The 14,586-nt window shown below is 33.9% G+C and carries 16 protein-coding genes; 3 read left to right on the top strand and 13 right to left on the bottom strand.

What is annotated here, in order from left to right:
- Nucleotides 1-84: 84 nt before the first annotated feature.
- The 13 genes from J2Y60_RS06755 to J2Y60_RS06695 form a co-directional block, all read right to left on the bottom strand.
- On the bottom strand, nt 85-879 hold the full coding sequence (locus J2Y60_RS06755; RefSeq protein ID WP_309915181.1) for a DUF475 domain-containing protein: 795 nt from the start codon (nt 877-879) through the stop codon (nt 85-87).
- 22 nt (nt 880-901) lie between these two features.
- A complete protein-coding gene (locus tag J2Y60_RS06750) occupies nt 902-2,410 on the bottom strand; it encodes a protein kinase domain-containing protein (protein WP_309915179.1) in 1,509 nt (502 codons plus the stop codon).
- A gap of 190 nt (nt 2,411-2,600) precedes the next feature.
- Nucleotides 2,601-4,025 (bottom strand): PP2C family serine/threonine-protein phosphatase, encoded by a 1,425-nt coding sequence (locus J2Y60_RS06745; protein WP_309915176.1) that lies wholly within the window; start codon nt 4,023-4,025, stop codon nt 2,601-2,603.
- 8 nt (nt 4,026-4,033) lie between these two features.
- Complete coding sequence (locus tag J2Y60_RS06740) at nt 4,034-5,125, bottom strand: TerY-C metal binding domain-containing protein (RefSeq protein ID WP_309915172.1); 1,092 nt, start codon at nt 5,123-5,125, stop codon at nt 4,034-4,036.
- Nucleotides 5,126-5,134: 9 nt separating this feature from the next.
- Nucleotides 5,135-5,389 carry a hypothetical protein gene (locus tag J2Y60_RS06735; protein ID WP_309915169.1) on the bottom strand — a complete coding sequence of 85 codons (255 nt, stop codon included), beginning with the start codon at nt 5,387-5,389 and terminating at the stop codon, nt 5,135-5,137.
- On the bottom strand, nt 5,389-6,024 hold the full coding sequence (locus J2Y60_RS06730) for a VWA domain-containing protein (protein ID WP_309915165.1): 636 nt from the start codon (nt 6,022-6,024) through the stop codon (nt 5,389-5,391). Before J2Y60_RS06730 ends, J2Y60_RS06735 begins: the two co-directional genes overlap by 1 nt.
- Before the next feature lie 12 nt (nt 6,025-6,036).
- Complete coding sequence (locus J2Y60_RS06725) at nt 6,037-6,675, bottom strand: VWA domain-containing protein (RefSeq protein WP_309915163.1); 639 nt, start codon at nt 6,673-6,675, stop codon at nt 6,037-6,039.
- Between the two features lie 86 nt (nt 6,676-6,761).
- Complete coding sequence (locus J2Y60_RS06720) at nt 6,762-7,211, bottom strand: hypothetical protein (protein ID WP_309915160.1); 450 nt, start codon at nt 7,209-7,211, stop codon at nt 6,762-6,764.
- A 22-nt stretch (nt 7,212-7,233) separates the two neighbouring features.
- Complete coding sequence (locus J2Y60_RS06715; protein WP_309915157.1) at nt 7,234-7,893, bottom strand: TerD family protein; 660 nt, start codon at nt 7,891-7,893, stop codon at nt 7,234-7,236.
- 16 nt (nt 7,894-7,909) lie between these two features.
- Nucleotides 7,910-8,464 carry a TerD family protein gene (locus J2Y60_RS06710; RefSeq protein ID WP_309915154.1) on the bottom strand — a complete coding sequence of 185 codons (555 nt, stop codon included), beginning with the start codon at nt 8,462-8,464 and terminating at the stop codon, nt 7,910-7,912.
- Between the two features lies 1 nt (nt 8,465).
- Nucleotides 8,466-9,311 (bottom strand): phosphoribosyltransferase family protein, encoded by an 846-nt coding sequence (locus J2Y60_RS06705; RefSeq protein WP_309915150.1) that lies wholly within the window; start codon nt 9,309-9,311, stop codon nt 8,466-8,468.
- Nucleotides 9,311-10,009: an HAD family hydrolase gene (locus J2Y60_RS06700; protein ID WP_309915148.1), complete on the bottom strand. Its 699-nt coding sequence runs from the start codon at nt 10,007-10,009 to the stop codon at nt 9,311-9,313. The genes J2Y60_RS06705 and J2Y60_RS06700 overlap by 1 nt, the downstream gene beginning before the upstream one ends.
- 42 nt (nt 10,010-10,051) lie before the next feature.
- Entirely contained in the window at nt 10,052-10,627 is a 576-nt protein-coding gene (locus J2Y60_RS06695; protein ID WP_309915145.1) for a TerD family protein, read from the bottom strand.
- Between the two features lie 527 nt (nt 10,628-11,154).
- On the opposite strand from J2Y60_RS06695, the gene J2Y60_RS06690 reads away from it, so the two are divergent.
- The 3 genes from J2Y60_RS06690 to J2Y60_RS06680 all read left to right on the top strand — a co-directional run bounded on the left by J2Y60_RS06690 (nt 11,155) and on the right by J2Y60_RS06680 (nt 14,523).
- Nucleotides 11,155-12,369 carry a site-specific integrase gene (locus tag J2Y60_RS06690; RefSeq protein ID WP_309915142.1) on the top strand — a complete coding sequence of 405 codons (1,215 nt, stop codon included), beginning with the start codon at nt 11,155-11,157 and terminating at the stop codon, nt 12,367-12,369.
- Between the two features lie 533 nt (nt 12,370-12,902).
- Complete coding sequence (locus J2Y60_RS06685) at nt 12,903-13,223, top strand: helix-turn-helix domain-containing protein (protein WP_309915139.1); 321 nt, start codon at nt 12,903-12,905, stop codon at nt 13,221-13,223.
- A gap of 25 nt (nt 13,224-13,248) precedes the next feature.
- Nucleotides 13,249-14,523 (top strand): VapE domain-containing protein, encoded by a 1,275-nt coding sequence (locus J2Y60_RS06680; protein WP_309915136.1) that lies wholly within the window; start codon nt 13,249-13,251, stop codon nt 14,521-14,523.
- Nucleotides 14,524-14,586 lie beyond the last annotated feature (63 nt).

Raw genomic sequence — 14,586 nt, 5'->3', positions numbered from 1 at the left:
AATGGCTTAATCTTAATATTTTGGGATGTAACAAATTTATGAACATACAAACAACATAGATTGTAATGAAATAAATAGATTGTATCAGACTTCTTTATTATTTGCTTTCGGAAAATTGAAAAGTAAAGAGGTAATAATAGGAATAAAGAAAATACCAACAGTCAGTCCTGAAATTACAATATCTGCAATATGGCTTTTTAGAAACTGACTAAAACCACTATCTGGATAAAGATATTCATATAATGACAATAATAATTTTAACCCTAAAATAGCGATGACAATAAAAGCCGAAGTTTCTAAAAAACTGTACTTTTCCATCAATTTAACAAACCATTGTGCGATAAATCTCATGGCTAAAATACCAATAAATACCCCTATACAAACCAAAATAATATTGGGTGTAAACGCTACAGCCGCAAAAACATTATCGATTGAAAAAGCCATATCCATTAATTCTACCAAAGCTACTGTAGCCCAAAAAGTACCTAATGAACCAACAGTTAATTTATAAAGCCAATTGCTTTTTTTATCAATTAAATCATCTTCGGTAGTTTCAGTTTGTTTGCCTTTCCACCAGTCAAAAACTAGGTATAAAAGATAAAGCCCTCCAATTGGCTTTAGCCACCAAATACTAATGAGAATTGAAGCGAAAATCATGGCTATTCCTCTGAAAAAGTATGCGCCCCAAATACCATATTTTAATGCTTTATCTCGCTGATTTTGGGGTAAGTCCATTACCATAGTAGCTAAAACAGCCGCATTATCAACCGATAGTAAACTTTCGATAATGATTAAATTTCCAATGATGGCAAGTGAATTGCCAGGATGGTTGATTACATCTTGCCAAAGGATGCTAATATCTTGAATTAACGAATTCATTTTAAATGAGTTAAGTTTTAAATTATTGATTTGCCATCGTGATTACTACTACTCTTCCACCGTCTTCTTTTGATAGTAATAGTTTTTTCCCATTAGTCAATGTCACCATTTCGTTAATACCTATCATTTTATCTTCTGTTAAATCCTTGAGCCCTGTTAGTTTTTGGTTCACTAAAACCCAAGCATTATTATAAAAAGTAAAGTATCCAACGGGTTCTTTTTGGGCAGGTGTCAGGCGTTCGTTTCGGGTTATGTTACGATTTACATGCCACTGAAATAAATATTGATTGTTGTAAACCATCAGTCGATGGTTTTCTGGATGCCACACACTTGGTTTAAATTGGTGATATAGATCTAATACAGGGAGTGTTCCTTTGTGGGGAGTACCACAAAAAGGACATTTGGGCGTGGTGGTATTATCAAAAACGTACCACTTTTGTTCACAGGCTGTATTACTACAGGGCTGCATCAAGTCTGTAGTTTTTAATAGTGCCTGTTCCCACATATCGGCATTTGGGCGTTCGCTGGGATTGTGTAGCCCTTTGATAAAGGCTTGGTTAAATAGCTCTTTTAGGTATGGTCCCGTTAGGGTATAAGGTAGCTTATTCACATCTGCCCAATAGGTATCCCATTTAGATATTTGGTTCATCTTAGGCCTGTTAGTAGCATCTGTGGGATGTTCGATAAACAAGGCTTTTTCGCCCATTGAAAGCAAATCATCCTTTTCTGTATCTAAATCATGCACTTTGCCTCCTTTTAGCGGATGCCTGTGTAGCAGATACATATAGATTAAACACGCCAAGGCGTGAAGGTCAGTTAAACGATTGGGGAGCTTGCGGTTTGGGTCTGTTCTGCCCAGATGTTTGGTAGCTAGTACCTCTGGAGCGATAAAGTCGGCTGTGCCAATTACTTCTGCTGCAAATAGCCCCGGCACTACTAAACCGTCTAAATCAATCATACAGGCAGACTTAGTAACTGGGTCAACTAAGACATTATTGTATGATAAATCCGAATGCGATAAACCCATTTGGTGCATTTTTTTTACGCCCCTAGCCAAATTGACACAAATCTGAAAATACCCCAACCAGTTACCCAATTCGCTTTCGTCCAAACGCAAAGGGAAAAGCTTATTTCTGAACTTAGAAGCAGCAAACCACTTTCCATTTTTTTCTTCGCCTTGAATTAAATCACTGGTAGCATAGCCTTTCTTAAAAAAGAATTTTGAATTATATATTGGTACAATTAAACCCGTTTTGCCTTCAATTTCAATCACATCAGTAGGCCAACGATATATTTCTTCTAGGTAATAATCTCCTGCTTCTTTGGTTTTTATGGCATTGTAATACTGGGTTACAATCTTCGTAAGTCTTTCCTTTTGGTTAAAGTCTTGTTTGTCTTTAAAAATAGCGACTACGTATTTTTTGTCAGGGCTAAAATACACATTTTTTGCCGTGCCACTCTTGGGGTTTCCGTTATCAACATATTGATAAGTGGAATCGTTGATGATGGATTTTACTGTAATTACACCCATTATTTAGGAATTGTGAGTTGTAAGCGATGAGTTTTGAATTTGATATATTGCTAGTGAGCACTTTAATTCACAAAACAACGTCGTTTGTTTTAAACGTACTACTTTAACAATTGGTAATTTATGAGCAGTCTGTCGCCGCAGTTTAAATTTGTAATCACTAAATCGCTCATTCATTAAATCACTCAATTACTTAAAATATAACTGCCAATGTTCTGTCATCATGATTGCCAGAACTCCAAAAATCCATCCATGACGATAGTTGATTGGCTATTTTGGTGTTTTCGGGGTTGAAGGCTACAGTAATTTTTTCTTCGTTGTTTCCGCCTAAATCATCCAAAAAGGCTTGCCAATTTTCGATTTTTTCTAGATTGGCTTCTACCACAAACTTAGGGTCGTAGATACCGTCGGTCATTAGCATTAAATACGAAAAGTCATCTACTAATTTAAAGCCCAAACGGGTGCTGAATTTATTGCTACTGAATATTTCGGGCATTGTGATAAACCTTGTCCCTCCACCATACTCACCTACATCTAGCCAATTCATTAATTTAATCTCTGTCAAGTCTTTGTTCAACAGTCCTATTGGGCAGTCGCCCACCCCAAACGACAGGATGGCATAGCCGAAGTCATACTTCTTGAATAAAACAAATATCAGGGTAGTATGAAAATCCTTGAGGTTTGCTTGGGTATCTGTAGCAAAAGCTTCTAGCTGTTTATGAACAGTAAAGGCAGCATTTCCTAAATTGTTATACAGAAAAAGATTAATCTTTTTGTGAGTATCTTCGCCAGTGCCAGCGTTATGTTCCAGCAGTAGATTATCAAACTCAGCAAAGGATGTTGCCGTTAAATTTCCAGAGAAATAGTCGATGATACCATCACAGGCTAGTTTTGAGCCTTTTCTTGAAAACTTGGCACTGCCTGCACCATCCGCAACGCATACTAGGTTCCAGCCTGTATCTGGAAAATGCTTAAAAGCAAAATCATCATCCCTAAAAGAACCTACATTGGCATGCGAACGCCCCCTTTTAGATGCCACAACAATGTACCTGTCGCCAAGTTTTTCAAAAGCCTCCGCCTTGTCTTCCTTCCAATAGTTATCCTCTTGTTGGGTGCTGGGTATATCTTTCCAGAGCGACTTTGGGTCGGCGTTGATAATCAATGGAATGCGTTTTTCGTTCAATACTGAATCGTCGGCTTCGTCCCTCACCCTGAATTTCATGGAGATTTTAAAATCTCCGCTTTGGGTAGGCATTCCATTAATGCTTTCAGACTCGTTGTCGTAAGCTAAACCTAGGTGTTCTAAATTTTCAAATTCTGTAAAAACAATGTTGTCTTCCTCCATACCGCCAAGTTTGCACAAATCTAAAATGGCTTTATAGGGTTTGCCAACGGTAGCATTGGGTATAACAAGAGGGGTATCAATGATGTCCTGTATGATATTCTTTATTCTCCATTGCTCTGTCATCGTTTTCTGGGTTTCCTGTATGATTTTTACCGCTTTAATATTGGTTTCATTTTGAACAAACTCCTCAAAAAGTTGTTTTCTGTGGGCAGGAACTACTATGCTTATTTGTCCAAAAAAGGTATCTATGTACTGCTTCGTTGTTTGGTTCATGGTAGGTATTATCCTTGGGTTCTGTTTACATCAAATCCGCCACTACTAAATCCATAACTTCCGTGTACACCGCACGAAGGGCAAGTTGCACTTATTTCAGCTTCATTTTTATCATTTTCGTTAATATTTTGTGTACCAACGCAATGTAGTTCTCCACAGGCACACATCGCAAACGCATATTGGTTGCCACAGCATGGACAAGCGGGCATCCCTACCAGTTCTTCTGTATTGATTTTTGCAGAGATACCGTTGATGTCTGTTAACTCGTTGTACGTATCATCTACTTTATAGGCTCCTACAAGTCTGTATGAAAGGCTTTGATAATTAAAGCCCATTGTATTAGCATTACTCAAAAACTTCTTGTACTTGATAAGATATGGTTTTTTAGTATTTTGGCATTTTCCTGCTAATACTACAAAATTATTATCAATATATTGTTCTACGGGTTTGGCTTTAGCATTGCTAAAATCAATTTTGGTAAGCGAGCTATCGTCTAGCTTCGCCATTTCAAAACCACTATTATTGTTTTCTACACTGATGCTACTCGTTTTGATAGAGTCTGTAATCCACTTGAAGAATTTTCGGTAATCTTCGGGAGTCGCATTGTTGAACGTCAGGACGTTGTCGGTCAATTCATTTAACAAGGATAAGTCTGTCCCATTGCCAAAAGAAATGGCTACCATGTTGGCAGTTTTGCCCCAATGCTGTTTCCATTCTGTTATGGCGGCTTTGGTATCATCTGTTGGAACTCCATCTGTCAATAAAAATACAATGGGTTTCCAGTCGCCTTTTTGCTCCATAGTTGTTTTTACGATGTTTCGGCGTAATTCAAACATCAAATGCCCGAGTCCGTTACTAAGCGAAGTACCTCCTCCTATCGGGAATCGGGGAGGATAAAAACTTACTACTTCCTGTAAGGGTACTAAGGTTTTTGCTTGTCCCGCAAAGACGATAATCGAAATCCAAACGGTTTCGATAGCGTAAGGGTCGGTTTTGATGGCTTTGATGATGGTAGCGATACCATCTTCTACTTGCTGGATTGGGTCGCCCACCATTGATTCGGATACATCAATCAAGAAGTAAATAGGGAGTCGTCTCATTGTTTTACATTAAAATAATCGGTTCAACAATAGTAGAATTATTAATAATACAATTTGTGACATATCGACAGACAAACCTTGCCCAACCTCAAAGGGTTTAAAGGCAGATTTTAGTCCGTTGAGAATAGGGGTAAATAAGCTACTAAAAAAATCAAAAGCACTTTTGAACTGACCGCCTAGTCTATCTTTATAAGGCAAAAGTTTTGAATAAAGGAATAAACCAACGATAAGGATATTGATTAAAATATGGAGTATTAGGTTCATTATATTACAATATTTATTTCGCTTGGAGGAGGAGGTAAAGCGACAGATTCGCCCGTACCTTGGCTTTTATTTCCTTGTTCTATGGTATCTGAAACCCATTTAAAAAACTGCTTCAAGGTAGTGCTATCGGCATTGTCTAAATGAATTACGCTATCAGTCAATTCTTTCAAGAGGCTATCGTCTGCTAGTTTGCCTGCGGCACAGCATACAATCGCTCCAAAATTAAGGGACTTTATTTGCGGAAGCATCTCTCTATATAGTTGCAAATCGTTGGGTTTGCCATCTGTAAAAAGGAATAATAGGGGTTTCCAGTCGCCTTTTTGGGTGGGACTGCCCTTGATAATATCCGTTTTTACTTTTTGGTACAGCATCTCCAATGCCTTGCCCGTGTGGGTAGGCCCACTCTGTGGACAGGTGATTTCGGGCAACTGAAAAGAGGCTAATTCAGTAAGGGGTACTATTTCTTTTACTTCTCTATCAAAAGTCACAATACATATCCACAGCGAATCCAGTGCCTGAGCATCCATTCTGAGGGTATTAATCATACCGCTCAGGGCATTGTTTAATGCTTGGATGGGTTCGCCATACATTGAACCAGAAGTATCTAATAGAAAATAAACGGGTAATCTTCTCATCTTAGGGGTCAATTAAACTACAATATTCAGTTCTGATGGTGGCGGAGGCAATTCTTTTAAGCCTTGCACTTCTTTACCGCTGTCTTCTACCTTGGTTGATGATACACCGATAGAGGCTGTAACCCACAAAAAGAATTTTGAAATACTAGCGCTATCTGCCGTGTCTAAGCTAACTACATCATTCGTGATTTGCTTCAAAATAGAAGTATCTGCACCACTACCAGCAGCACAAGCAATTGTAAAAGCAGTTTTATGCTTTTTAAACTCCGTTAATCCATGTTGCCAGTTATCTGTTGGAACACCATCAGTCATAATAAAAACCAAAGGCTTCCAATCACCTTTTTGTTCCATAGTGGTTTTAGCAACTTCTCGCTCAATACAATTACTCACTAATTTAAGGGCTTCTCCTAAAGCAGTTACTCCTGAGGCTTTTATATCAACCATCTGAAAAGAGGCTAAATCTGTCAATGGAATAATTTGCTGTGCACTAGTATCAAAAGTAATTACACTAATAAAAGCTGTTTCAATAGCTTGAGGATTTTGCCGTAATGAACTTATCATTACTTGTACACCATTTTTAACGGCTTCAATAGGTTCGCCATTCATTGAGCCAGAAGTATCTAATACTAAGTAAACGGGTAGTCTTCTCATATGCTTAATCCTTTGTGGATGATTGTTTAAAAAATTGTCGATAATAATGGATTTTTAATCTATCCATCATTATCGACAATTTACAATTAATTACGTGGAATATTGTAGGTATTCCCATCATTGTTGCCACCATTATTGGGAATGTTGTAAGTAGGTTGGCTACTAGTGGAAGTGTTGGTACCTTGTCCAGGAATATTATAGTTTGTTCCTGTACCATATGATGCATCGTTATCATTAATCTGTGACATCACTATTCCAGTAACATCCTCGCCACCACTAAAATTATTATAGAGAGCACCAATAGTATAGATAGGTCCCCATGGAAGACCCCACCAACCCAACAACAGGTTTATTAATATACTACTCCATGAATGGGTAAAGGTTGATCCCCCAGGTTCAATATAATAAATATCAGATGTTCGTCTGAAAGTCATGATAATAATAGAAATGGTATATTTAAAAAATACAAATTTACCACCTTGTGCTACACCATCTCTAAGTTCATTAGGTGTTAAGCCATTAGTATTAATTTCCATATGATTAGGTATAGTTATAAATCTATAAATATGACTGAATGATTCTGTGAATAGTTTGTCCTAAAAATGAGTCGTCCGTTGGATCACCAATAGCATCAAACTTCCACTTGTCATTTTTTTTATAAAGCTTACCTAATATTAATGATGTTTTCCCTCTGAATTGCGGTTCTGCTGCGATATTGTATGATGCAAAAACAGAAGAAACTTTAGTAGACGTACCTTCAAACATACGAATTTTAGCATAAGGAATCATTGAAAAATCTTCTTTACCTGCATTATTTAAGAAGAAAAATATCTTTGAAACATTAGGATTAATTTTCGTTAAATCTACTGTGATAATTTCATTATCTAAGCCATCGTCTCCACCAGAATCACCATTCAAATCATCTCCAGTATGTTTCAGTGCATTATCAATCGTATTTAATTTCCCTTTTGGCAAACCGAATTTTTGTAAAAAATCTATTTTATAAAGCGGTGAATAAATATGATCACACAAATTGTTTTTATCATCAATCAAAACACAACTTAAATCTAAATCGATATTTTGTTTGTTAGTCGATAATCCCAAAAAACCTTTTGTTTCTATTGCTCCCCAGTTAGCTCCAACACAAAAATTTGTAAGTTCCGTTCCAGATTCTTTTCTTAAATCAATCTTCTGTCCTTTTGATAAATTAATTGCCATAGTATTAGTGTTTATTTTAGTTATATTTATTTAGATAATCTTCTAAGCCTCCTTTCATTCCAGAACCGACTGCCTCAAACTTCCACTCATCACCACGCTTATAAATTCTACCAAATTCAATAGCGGTTTCAATTGAAAAGTCTTCTTCTAACTCATATTTTAGTATTTCGATATTAGTAGTCGAATCAAAAACTCTAATGTATGAATTGCGCACTTGTCCAAAATTTTGCTTTCTATCTTCTGCCTCGTGAATAGTTACTACTATACAAATTTCAGTAACATTAATATCTATTTTAGAAAGATCTATTTTAATTTGTTCATCATCTCCATCTCCATCTCCTGTTAAATTATCACCAGAATGTTCCACAGCACCATCAGGTGTTTTTGAATTATTATAGAAAACAAAATGGTTGTCTGATAAGATTTTTTTGTTTGCACCCATTACAAAAATTGAAGCATCCAAGTCAAAATCTTTTCCTGTTGAAGAACTGTTAGTATCCCAACCTAAACCAATTGTAAATTTAGGAGCAGTCAGAGACCCTCGCTGTCCTTTTTGTAAATTAATTGCCATGTTAAATAGTTATTATATTTTGAGTTTGAGTTATTTTTTGAATGTGTGATTCTAATGTAGTCAAATTCTCTCGATAGGCCTCAATTGTATGATAGCTATTGCCAATGGCCATATCATAAAGTAATTCAAGAAAACTATTATGATGATTTTGGATAAATATTTTGAATATAGTACTCTCTCCGCTTAAAATATATTTTACAATCCTAGTATTAATGGCGAATCTTTCATTTTTGATGATGCCATCTAAATCTAAGATAGATTTTACACAATAGTAGTTTAAAAAGTTTTCTACATTAGGATGGATATTTCGGTTAGATAATTCGGCAAAGTATAAAAGATGGGTTTCGTTTTCTAAATTATATTCCCTTAGCATTTTTGTAATCATCTTTTCATGACTACCAGTTATTTTAATGTCATCCAAGAAAATTAACACTTTATCTCTCAGGAAATCTTTATCTATATGAAATTTATCATTACCAATTAATTTCATACGTTGTATTTCATCCAACTCTCCATAATCTTCCTTATACGTAATACTACGAGTAACTTTTGTTTCTTGGACAACTTGGAAATTATTCGATGCTAGCCATCTGTTCAAACGAAATACAAAATAGTTTTTCATTGCAAATGTAGCTGTAGGAATAAAAGCAAATGGACTAGAGATAACCACTATCTGAGTATGAATTGGATATTTCATTAAATGGTCCTTAATAAAACCTTCTGCCAAACATGTACCAAATTCTTGGGCTATTGCATCATCTCCATATTTGAATTTGCTATAATGAGTAGGACTAAACCCTAGGCTTTCGATACTATTAATTTTATGTAGCGAATAAGTATTTTGCATTATTTTAATAAGTCAGAAATTGTATTTTTATTTGAGTTTATTTGAAAACTATTAATTTTTATAAAATTTGCGCCATAAATATCTGCTACTAAATTATCACCAACATGAATAATCTCACTTGAATTTATTGGTCTATTTTCTTTTAGCGTCGAGACTTTATCAAGCATCAATTCGAAAAATTTGGGATTAGGTTTTGATAATCCCTCTTCATCAGAATAAAGTTGAAAATCGAAAAGATGCGCTAATTCTAATCTTTCTAATACAACTCTTAATGTTGAGCCTTTGATGAATCCAGTATTACTCAAAATACTCATTGAGGTCTCATTATTCTCCTTAATGGTTTTTAATGCATTTAGTGTGTTTTCATCATAAATTACAGGAATATATTGAAAGAAAAGTAACTCCATTTCATTAAGGAGCCATGTTATATCAAGATTATGGAAAATACAATCAGATTCGTTTATCTCATAAACAACCATCAAGTACATCTCCTCTGCACTAATATTTCCACCACTTTTCTGATTGACAGCATTAACCATTAAATCTATACGACGAAAAATGATTTCTACTTCTATTAAGGTTTTTTTTGAAGCATTAAAATGTTTAAAAAAGAAAAGTGCTCTTTCTTTTTTGAAGGTAGGATTTGATTTAATAAGTGTAAGCCAAAGGTCGAACGAATAATGTTTATATGTTTTCATAAAGGGTAGAATTAGGGTAGTTTTTTAAAAATTTACAAAGGATTATTTAATAATTTGTCCTTTAAAGTATTTAGACAAGAAGAAAGCCAAATCTTCTTTATATCCAATGCCTGAAGCTTCAAATTTCCAACTATTATTCCTTTTGTAAAGTCTTCCAAATTCGATTCCTGTTTCTACTGAGAAATCTTCATCCAATTCATATTTTGCAATCTCTTGTTTTGTATCTTCATCAACAATTCTAATATATGAATTTCTGACTTGCCCAAAGTTTTGCTTACGAGCTGAAGCTTCGTGTATGGTTACAACAAAAAGAATTTCTTGAATATTTGGGTCAATTTTAGCAATATCTACTTGCACAGTCTCATCATCTCCATGTTCACTATTTCCTCCAGTAGGGTCATCGCCAGTGTGGTGCAAAGCTCCATCAGGAGAATCTACGTTCCCATAAAATACAAAAAAATCATCAGCAGGAATAATTCTATTGGCATCTATCATGAAAGCCGACGCATCCAAGTCAAAGCTCTCTCCTGTTCCTTCATTAGGATTCCAGCCAAGACCTACACTAATTTTGGACAATCCAATATCTATTTTTTGTCCTTTTACTAAACTTATTGCCATAGTTGAACTACTTAGTTATTTGAAGATTTCAAATATAACAATTTTTCTTTTTTACTTTATTTTTTCGATGAAAAATATTTTTCGTTTAATATTAGACTCTATTTTCTCTAATTTGAGTATTATTTCGCCCTAGTTGCCGGCATATTTTCCTAAGAAATTGTTTGATATAGAATCAGGAGATAAGGTATTTAAATTAGGATGATTGTAAGCTAACATCTATGATAGTTGATAGATATAACACTAGAAGAATCGTTACACAGCATTTGTGAGTACAGTTGATAGTTAACGTAAATTCAATAAAAAACCCCTCAAACGTTACGTCTAAAGGGTTTTTTGTGGTAAAGGGCGGAACACTATATATTAATACAAAGTACTCCTTAAATTACACAAAAACCCCTTTAAATGAATCTGGAAGGCATTTTTATATTTCAATAGTATCAAAAAATATGCAACAATAGTCATTTTACTTACCCACTTGCTTTACAAAAACTTTCCAATATATTTGCAAATGTAAATAAAGCACAAGTATGGCGACAACTAAGTTAAAGTTACGTTCTGATAGAAAAAACAACTATGAAAGCACAACAGTATATGTGCAAGTATGTATAGACAGCAAAGTTAAACTTTATACCACAGGAATCAAAGTAAAGCCAGAGCATTGGGATGAGAAGAGTCAGAGGCTTAAAAAATCATGGGGATATGGCTATGAAAAGGAGTTTGCTAAAATAAACATGCGTAGATTAATAATTAACAACATTATTGATTCAGCGATGTTATCAAGTCAATCAATCACATTCCAGATGATTGAGGAACAATTAAATAAAACTCAACAAACTGACGAAACCTTAAATCAACCAACTAAAAACTTATACGATTGGTATGAAGAATATATTAAAGAAAGAGGGACTTTCCAATCAGTTGAAATCGCTAAACACCGACGTACTTCACTAAATAAATTAAAGGCATTCTTTGGAAAAAAAATACCCTCTTTTGAAGATATTAATTACAAGTTCTATTCTGAATTCAGAAACTGGTTACTTGAGGATGTGGAGTTAGCTAATAGTAGTGTTAATAAGCAATTCGACTATCTCAAAGGGTTTCTAAGATATGCTTCTAAGTTAAAACTTTATAATGCCATAATCTTAGAGGACTTTGAACGATTGAAAGAATATGAAACTCATATTGTCTATATCACACGGGAAGAATTAAGAATTATATGGATGCACGAATTTAAAAGTGATAAATTAGAACGAGTAAGAGACTTATTTGTTTTTGCATGTTCTACAGGATTAAGGGAATCTGACTTTTCCAATGTAAAACCTGAAAATATTAAAGACGGCTCCATCCATCTGACAACAATTAAAACTGCTGACCCTTTAGTTATTCCATTAAATACATACTCGCGAGCAGTGCTTGAGAAATATAATAATAATCTACCTAAATATTCTCAACAAAAGTTCAATGACTACATTAAAGAAGTAGCTAAAGAAATAGGAATTGATACACCTGAACAAGTAATTACCTACAAGAAAGGGATTAGGTTTGAAACAACAGTACCTAAGTACGAATTAATAACTTCCCATACAGGACGAAGAACTTTTATTACTCAAAGTATTCTTAGGGGATTACCTATACCCGTAATTAGGTCTATGACTGGTCATAAGGATTTAAAATCTTTTCAAAAATATATCAAGATAACTGATAAGGATAAACGTTCAGAGATGGACAAATGGGACAATTAATCTATTTTTGATAAAATAAAATAAATATTTTTTAGCTTGAAAATATTAGAATAATACAATTTCAAAAAAACTATAACATACATCCTAAAACACCTCTAAAAGCAGGCTCAAATTTTAAGCAAATAAAAAAAAGTTAGCTTTTTACATGAATAACAAAAAAAGGTGACAATCAACTAAAACAACAATAATAAAAATAAATTCAATGCATCAATAATGTATTAATAATCTATAAATATGCTATGAGTATGTTATTAGTGATTAATCCTTATATTTTTTTTAATTGATTTTTATGTATTCTTTATACAAAAATTAGATTTTTATAAAAATAAGCACCTAAAAAACTAAAAAAAGTATAAATATTTCAAATTGAGTGGGAAGGAATGGAGAAAAAAAGAAGAAGTTTTCTATGAAAATTCAATTTCAAAAAACATATATTTGCATGTAGTTTATAAAAAAAACACAAAAAAAGGGCATCATCAGTTATTCGCTTGGAAACCTTAAACTGATAATTGCCCGTAAAACAAAAGAATCTTATGTTTAACTCAAAATTAGCATACTCAGATGAGAATGCAAAGAAACCTGCTGTATTTTTAACGGTGGAAGAGCTTATGTCTATATTTGGCTCAATGATAGAAGCTAAATTAGATGGGCTAAAAATCATGTCGCAAATCCCGCCTTCAGCACAAGAGGTTCGATTAAACTTTAATCAAGCTGTTGATTTCCTGCAAATCAGTAAACCTACTTTTGTGAAACTTCGTAAAGAAGGTAAAATCAAAGGAGTAAGAGTTGGCGAACGTCGTATATTGTTTAATCGTTCAGAATTAGAAAGCTATCTTCAAAGTAACCACGAATAATTTCAACACATTTTAAATAAAAAAAATGAAACAACACGAAGGAGTCCGTGAGGGAGACGTGTGTCTATCTGATTTAGAAGATGAGCTAAGTAATGTTATTATTCAAAACTCACATGAGATAAAATTAAATATAACTACAAATCCTCATGAAACGAATAAGAATGATAATACGACTCTCTTCCATCAAACAAAAGCGTTAATTAATAAGCATTACGATTTGCAGTTTGATAAAGTTAAACTTGAGCTTTTAATTTCAGCAAAAGACAAAAAACTCTTCGAGCCGTTAAATGATTCTAATCTTTATGTATTCATTAGAGAAGATGGAATCAAAATTTCTAAATCTGATTTTAGGGAAATTCTGAAATCGGACTTCGTTGAAAAAATTGACCCTTTTCTAAAGTATTTTGAAAACTTAGTCCCATATAGAACTAATGAACCAGATTACATCGAGAAACTTGCTAGTTACGTTTCCGCAGACAATCAACAACAATTTAATCTGCATTTCAAAAAGCATTTAGTAAGAACAATAAGGTGTGCATTAAAAGAAGATTATTTCAACAAACAAGCCTTTATTCTAGTACAGTCTGGACAAAACACTGGAAAAACGACCTTCTGTCGATCTTTATGTCCTCCAGAGCTTTTAAAATACTATGCTGAGGACATAACTACAGATAAAGATGGATTAATCCTTCTAGCAACTAATATTCTTATTAATTTAGATGAACTTAGCACCCTACACAAATCCGAAATTAATGCATTAAAGTCCTATTTTAGTAAAGCATCAATCAATGTCAGATTACCTTATGATGCTAAAAACAGTAATATTTTTCGAAGAGCATCCTTCATTGGTTCGACAAACCTAGCTCAATTTTTAACAGATGAAACTGGCTCAGTAAGATGGCTATGTTTTACAATCAATTCCATCGACTGGAATTACTCTAAAGAAATCAATATTAATGATGTATGGCGTCAGGCATACCATTTATATTTATCTGGTTTTAAGCATGATTTAACTACAGAAGAAATACAAGAAAATGAACTTAGAAATGCCCAATTCCAACTTATATCAATTGAGGAAGAATTAGTCTTAAGATATTTGAGCATTCCGAAAGAAACTAATCAGGTTGGAGTTGAATTTCTTCAAGCTACCGAAATCACAACTTATTTACAGATTTCTTCAGGAATCAGTAAAATCAATAATATTCAAATCGGCAAAATTTTAAATAAATACTTTAAAAGAGAAAAAAAAGTAAAGGAAGGCATGCAACGGTATGGGTATTTAGTAATAAAAAATATTTAGATTTTATAGTTTTAAGTTACCTACTTACCTATTTCACCCAAAAATACTGATTATCAATTACTT

This window comes from Arcicella sp. BE140 (assembly GCF_031456255.1).
Classification (GTDB): Bacteria; Bacteroidota; Bacteroidia; order Cytophagales; family Spirosomataceae; genus Arcicella; species Arcicella aquatica.
Note: the sequence above shows the minus strand (reverse complement) of the source record. Positions and strands in the feature narration are given on the sequence as shown.

Bases quoted from the DNA above. Each gene is read 5' to 3' on its own strand.
- J2Y60_RS06700 (WP_309915148.1), bottom strand. From the start codon at position 10,009: ATGAAAACATATAAACATTATTCGTTCGACCTTTGGCTTACACTTATT.
- J2Y60_RS06685 (WP_309915139.1), top strand. From the start codon at position 12,903: ATGTTTAACTCAAAATTAGCATACTCAGATGAGAATGCAAAGAAACCT.
- J2Y60_RS06715 (WP_309915157.1), bottom strand. From the start codon at position 7,893: ATGGCAATTAATTTATCAAAAGGACAGAAGATTGATTTAAGAAAAGAA.
- J2Y60_RS06745 (WP_309915176.1), bottom strand. From the start codon at position 4,025: ATGAACCAAACAACGAAGCAGTACATAGATACCTTTTTTGGACAAATA.
- J2Y60_RS06735 (WP_309915169.1), bottom strand. From the start codon at position 5,389: ATGAACCTAATACTCCATATTTTAATCAATATCCTTATCGTTGGTTTA.
- J2Y60_RS06690 (WP_309915142.1), top strand. From the start codon at position 11,155: ATGGCGACAACTAAGTTAAAGTTACGTTCTGATAGAAAAAACAACTAT.
- J2Y60_RS06750 (WP_309915179.1), bottom strand. From the start codon at position 2,410: ATGGGTGTAATTACAGTAAAATCCATCATCAACGATTCCACTTATCAA.
- J2Y60_RS06740 (WP_309915172.1), bottom strand. From the start codon at position 5,125: ATGAGACGACTCCCTATTTACTTCTTGATTGATGTATCCGAATCAATG.
- J2Y60_RS06680 (WP_309915136.1), top strand. From the start codon at position 13,249: ATGAAACAACACGAAGGAGTCCGTGAGGGAGACGTGTGTCTATCTGAT.
- J2Y60_RS06725 (WP_309915163.1), bottom strand. From the start codon at position 6,675: ATGAGAAGACTACCCGTTTACTTAGTATTAGATACTTCTGGCTCAATG.
- J2Y60_RS06705 (WP_309915150.1), bottom strand. From the start codon at position 9,311: ATGCAAAATACTTATTCGCTACATAAAATTAATAGTATCGAAAGCCTA.
- J2Y60_RS06755 (WP_309915181.1), bottom strand. From the start codon at position 879: ATGAATTCGTTAATTCAAGATATTAGCATCCTTTGGCAAGATGTAATC.
- J2Y60_RS06720 (WP_309915160.1), bottom strand. From the start codon at position 7,211: ATGGAAATTAATACTAATGGCTTAACACCTAATGAACTTAGAGATGGT.
- J2Y60_RS06695 (WP_309915145.1), bottom strand. From the start codon at position 10,627: ATGGCAATAAGTTTAGTAAAAGGACAAAAAATAGATATTGGATTGTCC.
- J2Y60_RS06730 (WP_309915165.1), bottom strand. From the start codon at position 6,024: ATGAGAAGATTACCCGTTTATTTTCTATTAGATACTTCTGGTTCAATG.
- J2Y60_RS06710 (WP_309915154.1), bottom strand. From the start codon at position 8,464: ATGGCAATTAATTTACAAAAAGGACAGCGAGGGTCTCTGACTGCTCCT.